Annotated in this window: 19 protein-coding genes and 1 other RNA gene; 4 read left to right on the top strand and 16 right to left on the bottom strand. The window is 65.1% G+C overall.

The genetic code is table 11. From position 1 onward, the window contains the following. Positions 1 to 39 precede the first annotated feature (39 nt). From ftsA to rsmI, 15 genes are all read right to left on the bottom strand, one after another. Positions 40 to 1,272 (bottom strand): cell division protein FtsA, encoded by a 1,233-nt coding sequence (gene ftsA, locus OUZ30_RS03390; RefSeq protein WP_266180767.1) that lies wholly within the window; start codon positions 1,270 to 1,272, stop codon positions 40 to 42. Further along, positions 1,269 to 2,006, bottom strand: a complete 738-nt coding sequence (locus tag OUZ30_RS03385) for a cell division protein FtsQ/DivIB (RefSeq protein ID WP_266180765.1) — start codon at positions 2,004 to 2,006, stop codon at positions 1,269 to 1,271. Before OUZ30_RS03385 ends, ftsA begins: the two co-directional genes overlap by 4 nt. After that, positions 2,003 to 2,938 (bottom strand): D-alanine--D-alanine ligase, encoded by a 936-nt coding sequence (locus OUZ30_RS03380; protein WP_266180764.1) that lies wholly within the window; start codon positions 2,936 to 2,938, stop codon positions 2,003 to 2,005. Before OUZ30_RS03380 ends, OUZ30_RS03385 begins: the two co-directional genes overlap by 4 nt. Further along, a complete protein-coding gene (gene murC, locus OUZ30_RS03375; protein WP_266180763.1) occupies positions 2,935 to 4,377 on the bottom strand; it encodes a UDP-N-acetylmuramate--L-alanine ligase in 1,443 nt (480 codons plus the stop codon). The genes OUZ30_RS03380 and murC overlap by 4 nt, the downstream gene beginning before the upstream one ends. Beyond that, the gene (murG, locus tag OUZ30_RS03370; protein ID WP_266180762.1) at positions 4,374 to 5,447 is read right to left on the bottom strand and encodes an undecaprenyldiphospho-muramoylpentapeptide beta-N-acetylglucosaminyltransferase; all 1,074 of its coding nucleotides are present in this window, start codon (positions 5,445 to 5,447) and stop codon (positions 4,374 to 4,376) included. The genes murC and murG overlap by 4 nt, the downstream gene beginning before the upstream one ends. Next, on the bottom strand, positions 5,444 to 6,685 hold the full coding sequence (ftsW, locus tag OUZ30_RS03365) for a putative lipid II flippase FtsW (RefSeq protein ID WP_266180761.1): 1,242 nt from the start codon (positions 6,683 to 6,685) through the stop codon (positions 5,444 to 5,446). Before ftsW ends, murG begins: the two co-directional genes overlap by 4 nt. Positions 6,686 to 6,687: 2 nt before the next feature. Then, positions 6,688 to 7,788: a phospho-N-acetylmuramoyl-pentapeptide-transferase gene (gene mraY, locus OUZ30_RS03360; protein ID WP_266180760.1), complete on the bottom strand. Its 1,101-nt coding sequence runs from the start codon at positions 7,786 to 7,788 to the stop codon at positions 6,688 to 6,690. Continuing rightward, positions 7,778 to 9,148, bottom strand: coding sequence for a UDP-N-acetylmuramoyl-tripeptide--D-alanyl-D-alanine ligase (locus OUZ30_RS03355; protein ID WP_266180759.1), 1,371 nt, complete (start codon positions 9,146 to 9,148; stop codon positions 7,778 to 7,780). The genes mraY and OUZ30_RS03355 overlap by 11 nt, the downstream gene beginning before the upstream one ends. Next, complete coding sequence (locus tag OUZ30_RS03350) at positions 9,145 to 10,617, bottom strand: UDP-N-acetylmuramoyl-L-alanyl-D-glutamate--2,6-diaminopimelate ligase (RefSeq protein WP_266180758.1); 1,473 nt, start codon at positions 10,615 to 10,617, stop codon at positions 9,145 to 9,147. The genes OUZ30_RS03355 and OUZ30_RS03350 overlap by 4 nt, the downstream gene beginning before the upstream one ends. After that, positions 10,614 to 12,428, bottom strand: a complete 1,815-nt coding sequence (locus OUZ30_RS03345) for a peptidoglycan D,D-transpeptidase FtsI family protein (RefSeq protein WP_266180757.1) — start codon at positions 12,426 to 12,428, stop codon at positions 10,614 to 10,616. Before OUZ30_RS03345 ends, OUZ30_RS03350 begins: the two co-directional genes overlap by 4 nt. Next, positions 12,425 to 12,697 (bottom strand): cell division protein FtsL, encoded by a 273-nt coding sequence (gene ftsL / locus OUZ30_RS03340; protein WP_266147919.1) that lies wholly within the window; start codon positions 12,695 to 12,697, stop codon positions 12,425 to 12,427. Before ftsL ends, OUZ30_RS03345 begins: the two co-directional genes overlap by 4 nt. Further along, entirely contained in the window at positions 12,694 to 13,617 is a 924-nt protein-coding gene (gene rsmH, locus OUZ30_RS03335; RefSeq protein WP_266180756.1) for a 16S rRNA (cytosine(1402)-N(4))-methyltransferase RsmH, read from the bottom strand. Before rsmH ends, ftsL begins: the two co-directional genes overlap by 4 nt. 56 nt (positions 13,618 to 13,673) lie before the next feature. Beyond that, positions 13,674 to 14,120, bottom strand: coding sequence for a division/cell wall cluster transcriptional repressor MraZ (gene mraZ, locus OUZ30_RS03330; RefSeq protein ID WP_266180755.1), 447 nt, complete (start codon positions 14,118 to 14,120; stop codon positions 13,674 to 13,676). Between the two features lie 310 nt (positions 14,121 to 14,430). Then, an RNA gene (gene rnpB, locus OUZ30_RS03325) (RNase P RNA component class A) lies at positions 14,431 to 14,797 on the bottom strand. Positions 14,798 to 15,024: 227 nt separating this feature from the next. Beyond that, a complete protein-coding gene (gene rsmI / locus OUZ30_RS03320; RefSeq protein ID WP_266180754.1) occupies positions 15,025 to 15,852 on the bottom strand; it encodes a 16S rRNA (cytidine(1402)-2'-O)-methyltransferase in 828 nt (275 codons plus the stop codon). 94 nt (positions 15,853 to 15,946) lie between these two features. On the opposite strand from rsmI, the gene OUZ30_RS03315 reads away from it, so the two are divergent. Genes OUZ30_RS03315 through OUZ30_RS03305 form a run of 3 tightly spaced genes read left to right on the top strand, consistent with a single transcriptional unit; the run spans position 15,947 to position 19,587 of the window. Beyond that, on the top strand, positions 15,947 to 17,797 hold the full coding sequence (locus tag OUZ30_RS03315) for a penicillin-binding protein activator (RefSeq protein WP_266180753.1): 1,851 nt from the start codon (positions 15,947 to 15,949) through the stop codon (positions 17,795 to 17,797). A gap of 14 nt (positions 17,798 to 17,811) precedes the next feature. Beyond that, positions 17,812 to 18,168: a YraN family protein gene (locus tag OUZ30_RS03310; protein ID WP_266180752.1), complete on the top strand. Its 357-nt coding sequence runs from the start codon at positions 17,812 to 17,814 to the stop codon at positions 18,166 to 18,168. A gap of 48 nt (positions 18,169 to 18,216) precedes the next feature. After that, positions 18,217 to 19,587, top strand: a complete 1,371-nt coding sequence (locus tag OUZ30_RS03305; RefSeq protein WP_266180751.1) for an FAD-binding oxidoreductase — start codon at positions 18,217 to 18,219, stop codon at positions 19,585 to 19,587. Between the two features lie 171 nt (positions 19,588 to 19,758). On the opposite strand, the gene rhtC is transcribed toward OUZ30_RS03305, so the two are convergent. Then, positions 19,759 to 20,388 carry a threonine export protein RhtC gene (gene rhtC / locus OUZ30_RS03300; RefSeq protein ID WP_266180750.1) on the bottom strand — a complete coding sequence of 210 codons (630 nt, stop codon included), beginning with the start codon at positions 20,386 to 20,388 and terminating at the stop codon, positions 19,759 to 19,761. 225 nt (positions 20,389 to 20,613) lie between these two features. On the opposite strand from rhtC, the gene OUZ30_RS03295 reads away from it, so the two are divergent. Further along, positions 20,614 to 21,882, top strand: a complete 1,269-nt coding sequence (locus tag OUZ30_RS03295) for a nucleoside permease (RefSeq protein ID WP_266180748.1) — start codon at positions 20,614 to 20,616, stop codon at positions 21,880 to 21,882.

The raw sequence follows: 21,882 nt of genomic DNA, 5'->3' as shown, positions 1-21,882 counted from the left end.
ATCCATTCGTCCATGACTAGGCCTCATGCCCCGTCGAAATCAGAAATTCTTGGTAACCCAGCCGCGCAACTTGTCGATCAACCCGCCCACGCTGCCCCCTGCCGGGCCGCTTACGCGCATGCCACCGGAGCGCGCGCCATGCAGCAGCAAGCCGACGCCGGTCGAATGCAGCGGGTTGGCGATGACCTCGCCCAGGCCACTGACGTGCTGCGGCACACCGACGCGCACCATCTTGTGGAAGATCTCCTCGGCCAGCTCCAGCGCACCCTCCATACGAGACGCACCGCCGGTCAGCACCACGCCGGCCGCCACCAGACTGTCGTAGCCGGAGCGACGCAGCTCGTCCTGCACCATCTCGAAGATTTCTTCGTAGCGCGCCTGCACCGACTGCGCCAGCGACTGGCGGGCCAGTCGACGCGGCGGCCGATCGCCCACGCTCGGCACCTGGATGGTTTCTTCCGCATGCGCCAGCTGAGCCAGCGCGCAGGCGTACTTGATCTTGATTTCCTCGGCATGCGCGGTCGGCGTATGCACGCCATAGGCGATGTCGTTGGTGACTTGGTCGCCGCCCACCGGCAGTGACTTGGTGTAGCGGATGGCGCCCTGCGTATAGATGGCGATGTCGGTGGTGCCGGCGCCGATATCGACCAGGCAGACGCCCAGCTCGCGCTCGTCGTCGGTCAGCACCGACTTCGAACTCGCCACGGCCGAAGGCACCAGCTCGTCCACGGTCAGGCCGCAACGCTGGATGCACTTGCTGATGTTCTGCACCGCGGCGGCGGCGCCGGTGACCAGATGCACACTGGCTTCGAGGCGCACGCCACTCATGCCGACCGGCGAGCGGATGCCATCCTGGCCGTCGATGCGGTACTCCTGCGATTCCTTGTAAAGCACCTTGCGGTCCGCCGGGATGGCCACGGCACTGGCGGCCTCCAGCACCTGGTCCAGATCGCCCGGGGTGACTTCGCGGTCGCGAATGGCAGCGGTGCCGTGCGAGTTCTTGGTCTCCAGGTGGCTGCCGGAAATCGAGGCGAACACCGAGCGGATATCGCAGCCGGCCATCAATTCGGCCTCTTCGACCGCGCGCTGGATCGAATGCACGGTGGATTCGATATCGACCACCGAACCGCGCTTCATGCCGCGCGAGACGTGCGTGCCGATGCCGATCACTTCGATCGGCTCGCCCGGCTCGTACTCGCCGACGATGGCGACCACCTTGGAGGTGCCGATATCGAGGCCGACCACCAGCTGTTTGTCGTTCTTGGTCTTCATGTGCGGGGCGTGCCTCCAGCGTTCACGGCGTTCGCCTGCGGCGGCCATCGAACTGCAAATCCATTGGTGTAACGAAGATCGGCATAGGCGAAACCATCAGTATGGCCCGCCATCAGCTGCGGATAGACATCGAGGAAACGGCGCAGGCGGCGACCGGCCTGGTCGCGATCGCCCAGGACGATCTGCGCGCCGTTACTCGTGGTGAGGCTCCAGCTGCCACGCTCGGTGAGCGCGACGCCGGTGATTTTCAAATGCGTATTGGTGAACGCCTTCTGCGTTTCCGCATAGAAGCTCACCACTTCGGCCAGACGCGCGTCGGGACCACGTAGATCCGGCAGGTCGGTGTTAGCGGTCACGTCGGGCACGTCGAACACCAGGCCCTGACGGCTGATCAGCTGCTTCTCGTTCCAGCGTGCAAACGGCTGGCGCTCGTAGATACGCAGGATCAAGGTGTCGGGCCAGCGTTTGCGCGCCTCCACCGACTCCACCCACGGCAACGCCGCCACCGCCTTCTGCACGCCATCCAGGTCAAGTGCGAAGAAACCCTTGCCAAGGCGCGGCATGACGGCCTGACGCAACTCGTCCTGGGTCACGTGCTTGAACTCGGCCTGCACCGTCAACTGGGTCACCGGCCAACGATTGGCCGCAAACCATCCGCGCAGCACGCCGACGATCGGCAGCGCCACGAGCGCAATGGCCAGACACCAGGCAACGAGGCGGATGGTTCCCCTCACACGCCCTCCCGGAAGCTCGTTTCCAGCACGCGCCAGCACAAGGTCTGATAGTCGATGCCGGCCACGGCGGCGGCCTTGGGCACCAGCGAATGCGAGGTCATGCCCGGCGCGGTATTCACTTCCAGCAGCCAGTTGCGGCCCTGCTTGTCGCGCATCACGTCGACGCGGCCCCAGCCCGAACAGGCCAGTGCGTCGAATGCCTGCAGCGACAACGCCTGCATCTCGCGCTCGCCATCGCCTTGCAGGCCCGGACAGATGTACTGGGTGTCCTCGGCGATGTACTTGGCGTTGTAGTCGTAGTACTCGCCCTTGGGCACGATATTGATGGTGGCCAGCACCTGGCGATCGAGAATGCCGACGGTGTATTCGCCGCCCTCGATCAAGGTTTCCATCAGCAGATCGCCGGGGTACTTGTGCGCAAGTTCCACCGCGGCGTCGAGATCCTTCTCGTCGAATACGCGCGTCACGCCGACGCTGGAACCTTCCCAGGCGGGCTTTACGATCAGCGGGAAGCCGATCTCGCGCGCCGCGGCATGCACGTCGGCGCCGCGCGGCAGCGCCTTGAAGCGCGGCGTCGGCAAACCCAGCGCCTGCCAAACCAGCTTGGCGCGGATCTTGTCGAGCGACAGCGCCGAGCCGAGCACGCCCGAGCCGGTGAACGGGACGCGCAGCGACTGCAGCGCGCCCTGCAATTCACCGTTCTCGCCGCCACCGCCGTGCAGGATGTTGAACACGCGCGCGAAGTGGCCTGCGCGCACGGCATCGAGCAGGGCCGGAATACCGTCGATGGCGTGCGCATCAACGCCACGCGCCTGCAGCGCGGCGAGCACATTGCGGCCCGAGTCGAGCGACACTTCGCGCTCGGCCGAACTGCCGCCCATCACCACGGCGACGCGGCCAAACTGTGCGGGATCGGTAATCGTCTTGCTCATGGTTTGCTCGTCTTCAATTGACCGGCCTGCGCCAGCTCCACGGCTGCCGCACCGATATCGCCAGCGCCGAGCAGCAGCAACAGATCGCCGTCGCGCAGCAGCGCGGGCAGCGTGGTCTTCAGTTCGCGCGGATGGTCGATCAGCACCGGGTCGACCTTGCCGCGCGCACGCACGGCGCGCGCCAACGCACGGCCGTCCGCACCGGCAATCGGCGCTTCGCCGGCGGGATAGACATCGGTCAGCACCAGTACGTCGGCCTCGGCCAGCACGTTGGCGAAGTCGTCCAGCAGATCGCGCGTGCGGCTATAGCGATGCGGTTGAAAGCCAACCACCAGGCGCCGATCCGGCCAGCCCCCGCGCGCCGCCTCGAACACGGCGGCAAGCTCGCGCGGATGATGGCCATAGTCGTCGACGAGTAAGACCTTGCCATGGTCGAGCGCGATTTCGCCACGGCGATGGAAGCGACGCCCCACGCCCTGGAAGTGCTCCAGCGCATGGGCGATCGCCTTGGCTTCCACGCCCAGCTGCCAGCCAATGGTGGCGGCAGCCAACGCGTTGAGCACGTTGTGGCGGCCCGGTAGATTGAGCTTGATATGCAGCGCTTCATTGCGACCCGGCAGCCACAGGTCGAAATGCATTTCGAAACCGTGCTGCGACAGATTGCTGGCGCGCACGTCAGCATCCGGCGTGTCGATGCCGTAGCTCAGGACGCGGCGGGTCGTGGACTTGGCCAGCTCGGCCACTTCCGGATCGTCGACGCACAGCACAGCCAGGCCGTAGAACGGCAGGCGATGCAGGAAATCGCTGAAGGCTTTCTTCACCAGCGCGAAGTCGCCGTTGTAGTTCTCCAGGTGATCCGCGTCGATATTGGTGACGGCGGCGATCACCGGCGACAGCATCAGGAACGAGCCATCGGACTCGTCCGCCTCGGCCACGATGTACTGACCGGTGCCCAGCCGCGCGTTGGCGCCAGCGGCGTTGAGCTGGCCGCCGATCACGAAGGTCGGATCGTAATTCGCCTCGGCCAGCACGCTTGCCGCCAGGCTGGTGGTGGTGGTCTTGCCATGCGTGCCGGCAATGGCGATGCCGCGGCGGAAGCGCATCAACTCGCCCAGCATCTCGGCGCGCGGCACCACCGGAATACGCGCCGCGCGCGCGGCGATCAGCTCGGGGTTGTCGGCGTTGATCGCGCTCGAAGTGACCACGACATCGGAGTCACCGATGTTTTCAGCGGCATGGCCAACGTGCACCACGATGCCCAGCTGCGCCAGTCGCTGCGCCGTCGGCGAGTTGGCTCGATCCGAGCCGGACACGGCATAGCCGAGGTTGTGCAGCACTTCAGCGATGCCGCTCATGCCGACACCACCGATGCCGATGAAATGCACGCGGCGGAAGGTGGTCATCAGGTCTTCGTGGGCGAGCAGGCGACGCGGCGTCATGCGCGCACCTCCATGCAGGCACGGGCGATCACGGCTGCGGCATCGGGCTTCGCGAGCGTGCGCGCCGCCTCGGCCATCGCCACCAGCTGATCACGATTTCCCAGCAACGCCTCGAGGCGTTGCGCCAATTGCTGTACGTCCAGATCTCGCTCCTGCATCAATTCGGCCGCACCCGCGGCGACCAGCGCCTCGGCGTTGCGGGTTTGGTGGTCGTCCACCGCATAAGGGAAAGGCACCAGCACCGCGCCAAGCCCTGCTGCCGTCAGCTCAGCCAGTGTCAGTGCGCCCGCCCGGCATACGGCAAGATCGGCCCAGGCATAGGTACCGGCCATGTCTTCAATGAACGGCACGATTTGCGCGTCCACGCCGGCCTTGGCATAGGCGGCCCGCGCTTCGTCGATACCACGGTTGCCGCATTGGTGCAGCACCTCGGGCCGTTGCCCCGGCGCCAACAGGGATAGCGCCTGCGGCAGCGCCAGATTCAATGCGCGCGCGCCCAGGCTGCCACCCAATACCAGCAGGCGTGGACGGCTACGACGAGCAGCCATCCGCTCACGCGGCGCCGGCAATCCCGCGATCGCGCCGCGCACCGGGTTGCCCACCCACTCGGCGCCAGGCAAGGCATCGCTGAAGCCGGCCAGCACGCGCTGCGCAAATCCTGCGAGCTTGCGATTGGTGAAACCGGCCACGCGATTCTGCTCATGCACCAGCAGTGGACGACGGGTAAGCCGCGCGGCAACGCCGCCCGGACCGGCGACATAGCCTCCCATCGACAACACGCTGCGCGGCTTGACCCGGCGCAGCACGCTAAGCGATGCCAGCAGCGCACGCGCGAGCATCAGCGGCGCCAGCAGCCGGGTCTTGATGCCCTTCCCGCGCAGTCCGCCCACCGGCACGGTGATCAGCTCGATGCCGTGGACCGGCACGACTTTCGTTTCCATGCCGCCTTCCGCACCCAGCCACACCACCGGCACGCCCTGTGCCTGTAGCGCCTCGGCCACGGCCAGGCCGGGGAAAATATGTCCGCCGGTGCCGCCGGCCATGATCAGCACGGGAGCTTGCGCGCTCATGCGGTCACCGCTTCGCGCGCGGGCGTGGTGGCCACGGCGGTGTTCGCGTCGGGGACGGCGTTGGCAGGCAAACGCGCCGCCATCTGGCGCGCGTCGATGGCGCGATTGATCTCGTAGGTGGTCCGCAGCAGTACGCCGGCCATGGCGCAGGTCAGCACGATGGACGAGCCGCCGTAGCTGATCAGCGGCAAGGTCAGACCCTTGGTCGGCAACGCACCGAGATTCACGCCAATCGACACCATGGTCTGCGCACCCAGCATCAACGAGATGCCGAAGGCGACGTAGCCGGAGAAGCGCTGGCCCATTTCCATGCCCTTGAGGCCCATGTAAAGACCTCGGCCCACCGCCAGCGCGAACAGACCCATCACCAGCAGGATGCCGGCGAGGCCTAGCTCCTCGGAGATCACCGCGAAGATGAAGTCGGTATGCGCTTCGGGCAGATAAGACAGCTTGAGCACGCTCGAACCCAGGCCCACGCCGGTCCATTCGCCACGGCCAATCGCCATCAGCGACTGGGTAAGCTGGAAGCCGTCGTTGAACGGGTCTGCCCACGGATCGATGAACGAAGTCAGGCGGCGCATGCGGTAGGGCTCGAACTTCGCCACGAACCACAGCAACGCCACCACCGGCAGGCCCATGCCGCCGAGATACACCGGCTTGGCGCCACCGAGCCAGATCATGCCGATGGTCACCGCGATCATCAGCGTCGCCGAACCAAAGTCCGGCTGCAGCAACAGCAGCACCACGAACATCCCCGCGACCACGATCGGCTTGAACAAGCCCCAGAACGAGGTCTCGACGCTTTCGCGATGACGCACAAGATAGCTGGCCGTATACACCACCAGGATCAACTTGACCGCTTCCACCGGCTGGAAGGTGGTGACGACGAGATGCAGCCATCGACGTGCGCCGTTGATGCGTGCACCGATGCCGGGCACGAAGACCAGCAAGAGCAGGACGACGGCAGCGCCCAGCAACAGATAGGCATTTTTTTCCAACAGCTTCAGCTCAGTGCGCATGGCCATCACGGCAAAGACCATGCCCAGACCCAGGAACAACAGGTGCTTCTTCAAGAAATAGAAGGCACCGATGTGCTGGCTATCGGCCACCGCGATCGAGCTGGAGGTCACCATCACCACGCCAATGCAGGCCAGACCGACGAGCGCGATCACCAGCGGCATATCGAAGCTGCCGCGGGGTCCCTGTCGTCGTTTGGCCTGGGTGGTGTCGAAGAGCATGGTCAGCGCACCTTCAACGTGGCGAGACCGATGAGCACCAGCACGACGCTGATGATCCAGAAGCGCACGATGACGCGCGGCTCGGGCCAGCCTTTCAGCTCGAAGTGGTGATGGATCGGCGCCATGCGGAATACCCGCTTGCCGGTCATCTTGAAGCTCGCCACCTGGATCATCACCGAGGCGGTTTCCATCACGAACACGCCGCCCATGATCAGCAACACGATCTCCTGGCGCACGATCACCGCGATGGCGGCGAGTGCCGCGCCGATCGCGAGTGCGCCCACGTCACCCATGAAGACCTGGGCCGGATAGGTGTTGAACCACAGGAAACCCAGGCCAGCGCCGGACAGTGCGCCACAGACGATCGCGAGTTCGCCCGCACCGGGAATCGAAGGTATACCGAGGTACTCGGAGAACACCTTGTTGCCGGCCAGGTAGGCAAAGATGCCGAGCGCGCCCGAAACCAGTACCGTCGGCATGATGGCGAGGCCATCCAGGCCATCGGTGAGATTCACCGCGTTGGAAAAGCCCACGATCATGAAATAGGCAACGACCACGAACATCACGCCCAGCGGCAGTGCCACCTGTTTGAACAGCGGCACGTACAACGCCGTCTCCGCCACCGGCAGCACGCCGGTCGCCTGCGGTGCCGTGTGATAAAGGAACACCGCAGCGGCGAGGCCGAACACGGACTGCCAGAAATACTTCCAGCGCGACGCCAGCCCGCGACTGTCCTTCAGCACCAGCTTCTTGTAGTCGTCGTAGAAACCGATCACGCCGAAGCTGAGCAGTACCGCCAGCACCAGCCACACGTAGCGATTGTGCAGGTCGGTCCACAACAAGGTGGAAATGCTCACCGCCAGCAGGATCATCACGCCACCCATGGTCGGCGTGCCGGCCTTGGACAGATGTGTCTGCGGGCCATCCTTGCGCACCACCTGGCCGGCCTTGAGTTCGGCCAGCTTGCGGATCAGGAACGGGCCAAACAGCAGCGACATCGACAGCGCGGTGAGCGCGGCCATGATCGTGCGGAACGTGATGTACTGAAACAGGTGCAGGGCCGTGAAGTGCCGTGCCATCCAGTCTGCGAGTTCAAGCAGCATCGGATGCGCCCTCCCCTTTTCCCTTGTCGTTGCGAAGCGCGGCGACCACCTGATCCATCCCGGCCGAGCGCGAGCCCTTGACCAGGCAGGTGACGCCGCCGTGAACCTGTTGCTTCAGTGCGGCGGCCAGCGCCGCCTTGTCCGCGAAGTGCTCGCCACCGTCGCCGAACGCCTTGACTGCCGCAGCGCTCAAGGGACCGACGGCGAACAGCCGGTCGATGCCGTGCTTGCGCGCGCGCTCGCCGATACCGGCATGCAGTGCCGCTGCGTTCTCGCCGAGTTCGGCCATATCGCCCAGCACCAGCCAGCGTTTGCCGTCCGCCAGTGCAAGCGTGTCGATGGCGGCACCGACCGAGCCGGGATTCGCGTTGTAGCTGTCATCGATCAAGGTCCAGTTGCCGGGCATGTGTTCGAGTTGCAGCCGCCCGGCGACACCCGGCACCTGTTCGAGACCGGCGACGATGGCGTGCAGCGGCACCTCGAGCGCGAGCGCAATCGACGCGGCGGCGAGTGCGTTGGCAATGTTGTGACGACCGGCCAGCGGCAGCATCACTTCGGCATCGCCAAGCGGCGTGCTGAGCACAAAGCGTGAACTGTCCACACGTTGCTCAAGGATGTCTGCGCCGACATCCGCCTTGTGCTCCAGCCCGAATCGCAACTGGCGGCGAGTGCCTGCCAGCCCCGCGAAAAAGCTGGCGAACGCATCGTCCGCATTGATGATCGCCACGCCGTCGACCGGCAGGGCCTGGTACAGGGCGCCCTTAGTCTCGGCGACGCCTTCCAGGCTACCCATCCGCTCAAGATGCGCGGGCGCAATGGTGTTGACGAGGCCGATATCGGGCCGTGCGATGGCAGCGAGGTAGGCAATATCGCCCGGCTTGCCCGCACCCATTTCGAGCACGGCGAACTGGGTGTCCTGCGGCATGGACAGCAGGGTAAGCGGCAAACCCAGTTCGTTGTTGTAATTGCCGGCATTGACGTGGATGCGGCCGTGACGCGACAGGATCGACGCCGTGAGCGTCTTCACCGTGGTCTTGCCGTTGGAACCGGTGATGCCGATGACGCGCACGTTGCTCTGCGCGCGCACCGCGCTCGCCAGGTCACCCAGCGCCAGTTCGGTGTCGTCCACCAGGACTTGTGGCAAGTCCGAATCCACCTTGCGGGTGACCAGCGCCGCCACGGCACCACGCGCCATGGCCTCGTCGACGAAGTCGTGACCGTCGACCCGCTCGCCCTTGATCGCCACGAACAGGTCACCCGGCTTCAGTTTGCGCGTATCGATGGCGACGCCAGTCACGTCCATATCGGCGCTGTTCAAGCGGCCGCGGGTCCACAGGGCGATGGCGCTCAAGCGCATCATGCGCGTGCCTCCAATAGGTGGCGGGCCACGGCAAGATCGTCGAACGGTCGCTTGCCGGCAGCGCCTTCCTGATAGGTCTCATGCCCCTTGCCGGCGATCAGCACCACGTCGCCGGCGACGGCAAGAGCAAGGGCGCGATCGATGGCCACCGCGCGATCGCGCTCGACCGTTGCCGTAGCCGGCTGACGGAGCCCGGCAACGATCTGCGCCACGATGACGTTGCCGTCTTCGCCTCGCGGGTTGTCGTCGGTAATGATGATCTGGTCGGCCAGACGCTCCGCAATCGCGCCCATCTCCGGCCGCTTGCCGGCGTCGCGCTCGCCACCGCAACCGAAGACGCAGATCAGGCGACCTTCGCAATGCGCTCGCAGCGCGGTGAGCGCCTGCTCCAGCGCGTCAGGCGTATGGGCGTAATCGACGACGACCAGCGGGAGAGCCTGCATGCCGCCGAGGCGGTTCATGCGACCGTTGATCGGCTGCAAGGTCTCGATGGCCGTGACGATAGGCTCGAACGATGCACCCAGCGCACCCAGGCACGCGACCACCGCCAACAGATTGGCGACGTTGAATCGGCCAAGCAGGCTGCTGCGGACGGCATGGGTTCCCCATGGCGTCTGCAGCTCGAAGGAAAGGCCTTCAGCTGACGTGGTGACATGGACGGCGCGAATGTCCGCAGCCGCATCGCCTTCCGCACTCAGACGCAGTGCGCGTACATGCGCTGGCAGGCGGTCGGCAAGCTTACGGCCAAAGGCATCATCGATGTTGATGGCGGCAGCCTGCAGCGACGGCCACGCGAACAGCTTGGCCTTGGCTTCGCCATAGGCCTCCATGCTGCCGTGGTAGTCGAGATGGTCGCGTGTGAGGTTGGTGAAGGCGGCCATCTCGAACGCGACTGCAGCCACGCGGCCCTGCTCCAGCGCGTGCGAGGACACTTCCATCGCCACGTGGGTGGCGCCCTCTTCGCGAAACGAAGCCAGTAGCCCCTGCACGCTGATCGCATCAGGCGTGGTGCGCTCGCCTTCGCTGATGCGGCCATGCAAACCAGCACCCAAGGTGCCGATGGTGGCCGCACGGTGGCCCAGGTGTTCCAGCGCCTGGGCCAGCAATTGCACGGTGGAGGTCTTGCCGTTGGTGCCGGTCACGCCCATGACGCGCAGCGACTCGGAAGGACGCCCGAAGAAGCGCGAAGCGATCTCGCCCACCTTGCCGTGCAGGCCGTCTACCCACAGCACGGGCACATCTATGGCTTGCGTCTCATCGGCCGGCGCTTCAGCCAGCACCACGCGCGCACCGCGCGCGACAGCACCCTGCGCGAACGTGATGCCATGTCCGCGCGTGCCGCGTAGAGCAAAGAACGCATCACCAGGGCGTACCTGGCGCGAATCCAGCGTGAGGCCAGAAACGACGATATCGCCGACACCCGGGGTGTCGGCGATGCCCTTGAGCAGTTGGTCGAGGCGCGCGCTCATGGCGTGGCTCCCTCGATGGGTGCGTCATCCACCGTTTCCACCACCGGCGGCTTGCTTCCGGTCAAGCCGTTCTGTCCCTGTAACGGCCCGCCGACGTACCAGCGACCGATGTTGTCCGGGGGTACGTCCATCAGACGCAGGGCGCCATCCATGACCTTGGCGAAGACAGGGCCCGACACCAGCGCGCCGTAATAGCTGCCCTTCTTGGGGTTGTCGATCACCACCACCGCCGCCATGCGGGGACTGGAGGCAGGCACGATGCCAGCGAAGGCCGCGCTGTAGTTGTTCTTCGAATAGCCACCTGCACTGGCCTTGTGCGCGGTGCCGGTCTTGCCGGCCACGCCGTAGTTGGCGATCCAGGTGTACGGCGCTGCCGTGCCGCCCGGCTGCGTCACCGACACCATCATCTGCACCAGTTCGGTGGCGATCTTCGGATCGATGATCTGCTTGGCGTCGTTGTCCGAGCCCTTCACGAAGGTGGGCAGATGCATCACGCCGTTGTCGGCGATGGTGGCGTAGCCGTTCGCCAGCTGCAGCGGGGTCACGTTGAGACCGTAGCCGTAGGCCAGAATGGCCTTTTCCAGCATGCCCCAGCTCTTGCCCGGCTTGAGATAGCCGGAGGCCTCGCCCGGAAAGCCGCTGTTGGTGCTGTTGCCGAAGCCGAATGCACGGTAGGTCTCGTACAACAGGCCGGTATCCAGCGTCATCGCCACCTTGGCCGCGCCGATGTTGCTGGACTTGGCGAGGATGCCGGTGGGCGACAGCATGCCGTTGGCATGGGTGTCGCGGATGTCATGCGAGATATAGAAGAAATGGCCGTTGCCGGTGTCCACCAGCGGGCCCGTGGGCGTGTACTTGCCGCTGGACAGTGCTGCCGCCATCACGAACGGCTTGATGGTGGAGCCCGGCTCCACCACGTCGGTCATCGCGCGGTTGCGACGACTGGACGGATTGCTGCCGCGCAGCGCGTTCGGGTTATAGGTGGGCCAGTTCACCATGGCCAGCACTTCGCCGTTGAGCACGTCGATGATCACCATCGAACCGGAGTCGGCATCCGACTGCTCGATGGTGTTCTTCAGCTCGTTATAAGCGAGGAACTGGATGCGTCGATCGATGCTGAGGGTGATGTCACGACCAGGCTGCGGCGCACGCACCAGCTCGACATCCTCCACCACGTGACCCATGCGATCGCGAATGACGCGCTTGGCGCCCTTCTTGCCGGCCAGCCAGTCGTCGAAGGCCAGTTCCAGGCCTTCCTGGCCGTGATCGTCGATGTTGGTGAAACCGAGCACGTGCGCAGTCACCGGACCCGAAGGGTAAAAGCGACGGAACTCGCGCTGGCCATTCACGCCCGGCACGCCCAGGTCCAGCACCACTTGCGCGGCATCCGGGGACATCTGGCGCTTGAGATAGACGAACTCGCGCTCGGAACGCTGGGCGAGGTATTCCTTCAGTGCGCCCGTATCCATGCCGATGGCAGCCGCCAATTTCGGCAGCCGATCTTCGTTATCCAGCACTTCGGCCGGATTGGCCCAGATCGACACCACCGGCGTCGACACGGCGAGCGGCTCGCCATTTCGATCGAAGATAGTGCCGCGCGAAACGGCGATCGGCACCTCGCGCAGGAAGCGCGCATCGCCCTGGTTCTGATAGAACTCCTTGCGCACCACCTGCAGGTCGAAGGCGCGAGCCACCAGGCCCAGGGATGCCAGGCCAAGCACCACCACGACCACCACCATGCGGCGGCGCGTGCTCGGAGCCGCGTTACGGCGGCGGGTGGGATGGGCCGTCGTGCGATGGTGCGGCTTCATCGACGCACCAGCTGGATGTCTTGCGGCTTGGGATTGACCATGCCGAGCTTCTGCCGTGACTCGTCATCGACGCGGCGCGGCTCGGCCCAAGTGGCCTGCTCGAGCTCCAGCTTGCCGTATTCGATATTGAGGTCGTCGCGCTGGTCCTGCAGGCGGGTCAGCTCGACAAACAGCACGCGGCTCTCATGGCGCGTCCACACCACGGCAATGGCGCTGGATAGCACCGCCGCGATGAGGATCAACATGAAGATGCCGCCGAGGACCTTCATTCCAGTTTCTCCGCCACGCGCAGCACCGCCGAACGGGAGCGCGGATTGACGGCTAGTTCGGCATCGGAAGGAAACTGCGCCTTGCCTACCGCAGCCAGGCGGGCGGGTGCCGCCGCCACCGGCGGACCACGGCGGCTGCCTTGCACGCGACCGGAGTGGTCGCGAATGAACAGCTTGACCGCGCGATCCTCCAGCGAATGGAAGCTGATCACCGACAGGCGGCCGCCCACCTTGAGCAGCGACAACGCCGCCTCGAGGCCCTTCGCCAACGCGTCCAGCTCGCCGTTCACGTAAATCCGCAGCGCCTGGAAGCTACGCGTGGCCGGATGCTTGCCCGGTTCGCGGCGGCCCACGACGCGCTCGATGAGCGCGGCCAGCTGACCCGTGCGGGTGATCGGGGTTTCGGCACGGTCTTCGACGATGGCACGCGCAATCTTGCGACTAAAGCGCTCTTCTCCAAACACCCACAGCACGTCGGCGATCTCGCGATCGCTGGCATGCGCCAGAAAATCCGCGGCGCTTTCGCCCTGGGTGGTGTCCATGCGCATGTCCAACGGGGCATCGGCCATGAAACTGAAGCCGCGTGCGGCTTCGTCCAGCTGCGGCGAGGACACGCCCAGATCAAGCAGGATGCCGTCCAGGCCGCCGCCGGTTTCGTCCCACTCGGCCATGCTGGAGAAATTGGCATGACGGATCGACACGCGCGGATCGGCGGCGAACTCGGCCTGCGCGGTGGCGATGGCCTGGGGGTCGCGATCCATCAGCAAGAGGCGCCCGTCCGGACCCAGACGCGACAGCACGGCCCGGGCGTGCCCGCCCCGTCCGAAGGTGCCATCGAGATAACGCCCGCCTTCCCGCACGGCGAGTCCCTCCACTGCTTCACCCAGCATCACCGGGATGTGCACTAACCGCTCGGCCATGCCGTTGCACTCCCGCTCCCGTCCCATTAACTCAGCCGCGCCGCCACCGTTGCCGGTTACAGGCGCAGCTCCGCCATCTCGTTGGTGATCTCGTCTTCGCCGATGGTCTGGCGGATCTTGGCCAGGTGGGCCTGTTCGCTCCACAGCTCGAACTTGTTGCCCATGCCCAGCAGAACCGCTTTCTTCTCGATCCCCGTGGTCGCGCGCTGGCTGGTCGGCAGCAGGATGCGTGCCGCGCCATCCGGTTCGACCACGCTCGCGGCGCCCACCAGCTTCATCTGCATGTCGCGATGAGCGGCCTTGACCTTGGGCAGGGAGTTCACCTGGTCGCGCACCTGCTCCCACTCCGCATACGGGAACAGCCACAGGCAGCCCGACTCGAAGGGGTTGTAGGTGATCACCAGACGATTGGCGCAGGCGTCGGCCACCAACTCGCGATACGCGGTCGGAATGGCCAGCCGGCCCTTGTCGTCAACAGTGATGGCGGTTTCGCCCTGGAACACGGCCAATAGACTCCACTAATTCCCACGATTTCACACAGGAACCCACGATAGTCTCGCCCCCTGAGACTGTCAAGGGAATTTCGCTTGTGAATCAATGAGAAAGGCGATGATCTGGCAGTAATTCCAGCCCTTTCTGAGGAAACACCCAAAGGTGCTTGAATGGGTAGGATTTTTTCGAAACGCGAGCCTGCGTTTCCAGTTGCCTCAGGACCCTCTGAAGGGCCCGGCATGAATCACCTGTTCATGCCCACGACGCCGACGTCATCGCCACGTCAGGATCGACATGGCGATGACGGCCGGCAGTGAATAGAGGCGGAGTCGGCCTGTAAGCCGGGTTCTGTACGTCTTGCGACGCGACAGTCATTCCTCTCGGCCAGACGTCGCCGTCTGGCTCCAGCAACCTACCCGGGAACAACGCGGGCCGCGTTATCGTTCCCCTATTCGGTCTTGCTCCAGGTGGGGTTTACCGTGCCATGCGGCGTTAGCCCCGCACGCGGTGCGCTCTTACCGCACCCTTTCACCCTTACCACGCACATCCGAAGATGCCGTTCGGCGGTCTGCTCTCTGTTGCACTGGCCGTCAGCTCGCGCTGCCCAGGCGTTACCTGGCACCTTGCCCTATGGAGCCCGGACTTTCCTCGATGCGCTTGCGCGCGACGCGACTGTCCGGCCGACTCCGCGGGGCATTGTAGTGCAATATGCGGCTCAAAACGCCTGAGAAGTGAGCGCCCCGCAGCCTTCCTGTAGGAGCGCATCCTGTGCGCGATCACGCGCATAACCGCTCCGTTGGCTTTTCACTCGGGCCATCCCTGGCCCTCGCCCTTCGGGCAGCTGGCGCTGTGCAAACCGGCAGTCTTGCCGGATGGTCGCGCACTGGGTGCACTCCTACAAAAAGCCGATCGCCCCTAACCCTCGTACAACAGCTTGCGCGGCGCACCGGTAATGGCCGCCGCCAGCTTGGCCGCCTTGGCGGGCGGCAACTCCTCGCGCAACAGGGCGAAAACACGCCGCCCCTCCGCTTCGCGCGCATCGGTTTCCTCGCCGCGACCGGCCACCAGAATCACATGCTCGCCGCGCTGCTGATTCGGGTCGTTCGCCACCCGCGTCGCCAGCTCGCCCAGCGATTCGCCGAGCACCGTCTCAAACAGCTTGGTCAATTCGCGCGCCAGCACGCCTTCGCGCTCTTCGCCAAAGATCTCGCGCATATCGGCGAGGCTCTCCGCCACTCGATGCGACGACTCATAGAAGATGAGCGTGCGCGCATCGCCCGCAAGTTCCTGCAAACGGGCGCGTCGCGCCGCGGACTTGGGCGGGAGGAAACCCTCGAATACAAAGCGGTCGCTAGGCAGACCTGCCACGGAAAGTCCTGCGATGGCTGCGCACGGGCCGGGCACCGGCGCACAACGGATGCCGGCCGCACGCGCCGCTCGCACCAGCCGGAAGCCGGGATCGCTGATCAAGGGCGTACCCGCATCAGAGATCAAGGCGACCGATTCACCGCCCTGCAAGCGCCGCACGATCGCATCGACCACGTCGCGTTCATTGTGCTCATGCAAGGCCACCAGCGGCGTGCCGATGTTGTAGTGCGTAAGCAGCGGGCGACTGTGCCGCGTGTCTTCCGCGGCAATGACCGCGACCGAGCGCAGGGTTTCAATGGCGCGCACGGAAAAATCGTCGCGATGGCCAATCGGCGTGGCGACCACCCATAGCAGGCCGGGCTGAATCTGTGACATCTTGCCATTTCCTCCGCCGCGAGGCGGCAATCCGATGGGCTATCATCGCCCATCCGCCGACTATGTCGTCAAAAAGATCGAAAGGGATTTGGCCATGCGCTTGTACCGCGCCGCAGGCGTTGCCCTGCTGATTTCACTCGCACTCAGCGCCTGCGTTCCCCCAACGGCGACCCGCTCCCCCGCCGAAATCGCCGCCAGCCAGCAGGCCGATGCGCTCGTCCAGCAAGGCAAGTTCGAGGATGCGGCACAGGCGTACCTGGCCCTGGCGAAAACGTCCGGCAGCCCCGATCACTATCGTCTGCTCGCCGCCGAAGCGTATCGCCAGGAAGGTCAGCTCGACCGCGCCGCACCCTTCGCCAACGATATTCGACGCCAGCGCCTGACCGGTGATGAACCCTCTCGCCTCGACCTGCTGCAAGCCGAGTTGGCACTGAAGCAGCACGATGCGAATCGCGCCCTGCAGCTCACCACGCAACCGAACATCAGCGTGCCACCGGCGCTGCAACTTCGCCTGCTTGAGCTGCGCGCGCAGGCCATGCAGGAGACCGGCGACTTCTGGGGTGCGGCACGCTCACGCGTGGAGATGGACAGCCAGCTCAATGGCCTCGATCAAACACAAAATCGCAAACAGCTGGTCGCCCTACTGGTGAAGCTCGGCGCTGAACCACTGAAACAGCGCGCCGGCGCCATGCAGCAAAGTGATCGCATGCTGCCGTGGGTGAACGAGGCGCTGACTGAGCTCGGCGTCGCGGTAGCGCATCAGCAACCCGCGCTGGAACAGGAAGTCGGCACCATGATGCCGGGCGAAGGCGCGAATGTGCGCGAGGGCTACAAGATGCCTGCGCGCGTCGCCCTGCTGTTGCCCGCGACCGGTAATCTCGCCACGGCGAGCTCGGCTATCCGTGAGGGCTTTTTTGCTGCTTACGCCGATGCCTCACGCAATCACGCGCCTCGACCGCTGGTGCGCGTATACGACAGCGGCGGTACGCCAGCCACGGCCATCAAGGCTTATCAGCAAGCCGTCACCGACGGGGCACAACTGGTAATCGGGCCGCTGACGCGTGGCGAGGTTTCCGCCTTGTTCGGCCTGTCGGACCTGCCGGTGGCCCTGCTCGCGCTGAATCATCCGGACGACAAGAGCCTGCCGGCCAATGGCGTGAGCGAATTCGGCTTGCTGCCGGAAACCGAGGGCGCCCAGGCGGCCGACCACATGGTCGAGCGCGGCACTCTCACGGCGTTCGTCATCGTCAGCAACGACGACTTTGCGCAACGCGCCGCCACCGCCTTCAAGGCCGAAATGGAGGCCCGCGGCGGCAAAGTTGCCGGCACCGGCAACCTCGCCGCCACCGGCGTCAACTACGCCTCGACCATCACCGCGCTGGGCATGCCGACCGATGGCGGTGACCCCAACAACGCCGCCAATGATGCAAGCGGCACCAACACCACCGGTGTATTCATCAGCATGCGCCCGCAGCAGGCACGGCTGCTGCTGCCGCAGCTCAAGCTCGCCCGCGTGAACCTGCCCGTGTTCGGCACCTCGCATATCTATGCCGGCGTAGACGACGCCGGTGCCAACCGTGACCTGGAAGGCGTCGAATTCTGCGACGCGCCGTGGTTGTTTGACGTGCAGCCAGGCCTGCCCAATCACGGCGACATCGCCGCGCAGCTGCCAGCCGCGCGCGGCACGTCGGCGCGGCTGTTCGCCTTCGGCATGGATGCCTGGAGTCTTGCGCCTTACGTCGACTGGCTGCGCGCGCATCCCGGCAGCTATCTGCCGGGCGCCAGCGGTCAGCTCACCGCTGACCAGTTCGGTCGCGTGCGTCGCGTGCTGGTGTGGGCGAAGTTCCAGGACGGCCTGGCCCGTCCGCTTAATGGCAGCCTGCAGATGGATAGCGCGCCGGCATTGTCGCCGCCCGCCACCAACGATCAGCCCACCCAGGGCTGATTGGAGCCGGGCTGATGCGTGCTGCAGGAGCGCGCTTCGAGGAACGCGCCGGCGCCGCTCTGCAGCGCGCCGGCCTCAAACTGCTGGCACGCAACTACACCACGCGCCACGGCGAGCTCGACCTGATCATGCTCGACGGCGACACCGTGGTCTTTGTCGAGGTACGTCACCGCCTGCGCGCCGCGCACGGCAGCGCGGCAGCCTCGGTCACTGCCAGCAAGCAGCAAAAGCTGATACGTACCGCCGAACTGTGGCTTGCCGCCCATGGCAAGTACGCACAGCGAACCTGTCGTTTCGATGTGGTGACCTACGACGGCCCCGAGGAGCAGACGCAGATGAACTGGCTGCGCGGCGCGTTCGACGCGCACTAGCCCCAGCATGATTCCCGCGCAAGCCGCATCCGGTGGGATACTGCGCGCATGAGCCTTCCCGACTCCTTGCTTGTCACCCTCCGTTCGCACTTTCCGGAGGCCTCGCTGGCCACCGGCGACGCCGAACGCCTCGCCTACGCCTACGACAACTCGCGCCGCAACGCGAAACCCGATGCCGTGGTGTTCCCTACCGAGCACGCGCAGGTAGAGGCCCTGGTGCAAGCTTGCCGTGCCCATCACGTACCCGTGATCGGTCGCGGCCGCGGCACCAATACTACCGGCGCCACGGTGCCGGTGGATGGCGGCGTGGTGGTGAGTTTCGAGCGTATGAACCGCATTCTGCGGATCGATCCGGACAATCGCTTGGCGGTGGTGGAACCGGGCGTGCTGAATGGCGATCTGCAGCAGGCACTGAAACCCCATGGGTTCTTCTGGCCGCCCGACCCCTCTTCGGCACCCTGGTGCAGCATCGGTGGCAACCTCGCCTGCAATTCGGCGGGTCCGCGCACGGTGAAATACGGCAGTCCGCGCGAGAACACACTGGGCCTGCGCGCCGTTGCGGGCTCAGGCGAAGGATTCCGCTGCGGCACGTATACGAGCAAAGGCGCCACCGGCTACGACCTCACGCGTCTACTGATCGGCTCGGAAGGCACGCTCGCGCTGATCACCGAAGCCACGCTCAAACTCACGCCCAAACCCACCGGGCTGCGCACCATGCGCGCCACCTATCGCGACGTTGGCGCCGCTGCGCGGGCGGTGGCGCGGATCATGGCGCAGCCGGTCACGCCGTGTGCGCTTGAGTTCATCGACGACGTGGCGCTCAAGCTCGCCCGTGATTACGGCGGTGACGTGGTGCCGCTGGCTGGCGCGATGTTGATGGTCGAAGTGGATGGTGAGCCGGATACCTTGCCCGGCGCGATGGAAGCGGTATCACGTGCCGCGCGCGGCGATGGGCTGGAAGAGCTGCGTGTCGCCGAGACGGCGGAGGAGACGCAGGCGCTATGGTCCGCCCGCAAGGCGCTCTCACCCGCGCAACGCACCATCTCGCCGAACAAGATCAACGAGGACGTGGTGGTGCCGGTGAGCCGGCTGCCCGAGCTGGTCGACGGCATCAAGCAGCTATCGAAGAAGCACGACGTGTTGATCGTCAGCTTCGGTCACGCCGGCAACGGCAACCTGCACGTCAACCTGCTGCCGCGCGACGAGGCAGAGCGCGAACGTGCGCATGCCTGCCTGGCGGAGGTGTTCGCGCTGGTGATCGCGCTGGATGGCACGCTCTCGGGCGAGCACGGCATCGGCCTGGTCAAGCGCGAGTTCATGCCGCTGGCGTTGCAACCCAGCACGCTGCAGCTGATGCGCAACGTGAAGTCGGCGTTTGATCCGGATGGCATCCTGAATCCGGGAAAATTATTGCCCTGAAGCCGGTCTGTAGGAGCGCACCCTGTGCGCGACAAACCGGCGGGACTTCCGGTTTGCACAGCGCCAGCTCCCCGAAGGGCGCGGGCCAAGGATGGCCCGAGTGACAAGCCAACCAAGCAATGACGCCGTAACGGCCATCGCGCACTGGGTGCGCACCTACAAGGGGTGCGGTTAGACCGAGCGCTTGGCAAAGATCAGGTGCAGCCCGAACAACACGAATACCGCGCCCGCCAGCCCGTCGATCCAGCGCGACAGCCTCAGGTAGCCGCGGCGCATTGCCGGTAGTGCAAACACACCAGCCACCAGCGTGAACCACAGCATGGTTTCGACGATAACCATGGTCCACAGGCCCCAGCGGGCGCCGGTGCTCACACGGTCGCCGAGGAAGGCAGAGAACACGCTGCCGAAATAGATGACTACCTTCGGGTTGGAAAGGTTGGTGAAGAGGCCTGCTCGCAAGGTCGCCCAGTCGCCCTGCTGCAGTACGGGCTTCTGCTCCTCACCGGGGGACGACGGCTTGCTCAGCGCCCCGCGCAGTATTTTGAAGCCCATCCAGGCCAGGTAGAGACCACCAGCGATGGCAATCAGCCGCTCCAGCCAGGCCAGCCGCTGCAACAGCAACTGCAGGCCAGCCAGGGCCAGTGCCGACCACACCATGACGCCCAGGGTAATTCCCACCACACCAAACATGGCCTGACGGCGGGTGCGGCTGACTGCCGTCTGCGAGACGAAGAAGAAGTCGGGACCCGGGCTCAACAGGGCTACCAGGTGCACGACCGCAATGGTCAGGAACAAACTCACGCCTCATCTCCTCAATGGTCCGAACGGGCGTCGCGGCACCGCAACTTGTCGCGCCAGCACCCATTCCTCTACGCTGGCGGCTATTTTGACATGGCCATGGGTCGCCCACGGCGCCATGCAGGGGATCATCGGGATCGCCGCGACAGGCCGCCATCGCCATTGGCCTGCCCGGAAGAGCGTGTCCCGCCCTACCGTTCAACCGTTTCAACTCATACGAACACGCTGATGAATCTCCGACTGCGCCTGATTGCGATGAACTTCCTGCAATTCTTCGTATGGGGGTCATGGCTGCTGACGATCGGCGCCTACTGGTTCCAGACCAAGCAGTGGTCCGGCGCGCAGTTCGGCGCGATCTTCTCGACCATGGGCATCGCCTCGTTGTTCATGCCGTCGCTGATGGGCGTGGTCGCGGACAAATGGATCAACGCGGAGAAGCTCTACGGCCTGATGCATATCGGCGGCGCACTGGTGCTGTTCTGCGTGCCGATGGTGCAGTCGCCGGGGCTGATGTTCTGGGTGATGTTGATCAACATGATGTTCTACATGCCGACCATCTCGCTCTCCATCGCGGTGGCCTATAACGCACTGAAAAGCGACGGCAAGGACATCGTCAAGGATTACCCGCCGATCCGCGTGTGGGGCACGGTGGGCTTCATCGCCGCGCTGTGGACGGTGAGCCTGCTGCACCTGGAAACCTCGTCCGGCCAGTTCTATGTCGCCTCCGGCGCTGCCCTGTTGTTGGGCCTGTACGCGTTCACCCTGCCGCCCTGCCCGCCGCGTTTCCAGCGCAAGCCCAACCAGTCGTTGCTCGACACGCTCGGGCTCACTTCGTTCTCGCTGTTCCGCGATCCACGCATGGCGGTGTTCTTTGTCTTTGCGATGCTGCTTGGCGCCTCGCTGCAGTTGACCAATGCCTACGGCGACACCTTCCTGCATGACTTCGCCAAGATGGGCACGTACAAGGACCTGGTGGCGGTGCGTTACCCAGCCATCATCATGTCGATCTCGCAGATTTCCGAGACGCTGTTCATCCTTGCGATTCCGTTCTTCCTGAAGCGCTTTGGCATCAAGACGGTGATGCTGATCAGCATGTTTGCCTGGACCCTGCGCTTTGGCCTGTTTGCCTTTGGCGACCCGGGCCCGGGCCTGTGGATGATCGTGCTGTCGTGCATCGTCTACGGCATGGCCTTCGATTTCTTCAATATTTCTGGCTCGCTGTTCGTCGAAGGCCAGAGCGATCCCTCGATCCGCGCCAGCGCGCAGGGCCTGTTCATGCTGATGACCAATGGCATCGGCGCGGTCTTGGGCAGTTCACTGAGCGGGCTGATCATCGAGGCGTTCTTCACGCAAGCGGACCAGAGCAAAGACTGGCACGGCATCTGGATCACCTTTGCGCTGTATTCGCTGGTGGTCGCGGTGCTCTTCATGTTCCTGTTCAAGCACAAGCATGATCCGGCCAACGCGCAGGTATGGGCGGAGAAGGCCGCGCACTGA

The organism is Dyella humicola, assembly GCF_026283945.1.
In the GTDB taxonomy this organism is placed as follows: Bacteria; Pseudomonadota; Gammaproteobacteria; order Xanthomonadales; family Rhodanobacteraceae; genus Dyella; species Dyella humicola.
The sequence above is the reverse complement of the archived record's forward strand: the minus strand, read 5'-3'. Positions and strand labels throughout refer to the sequence as shown.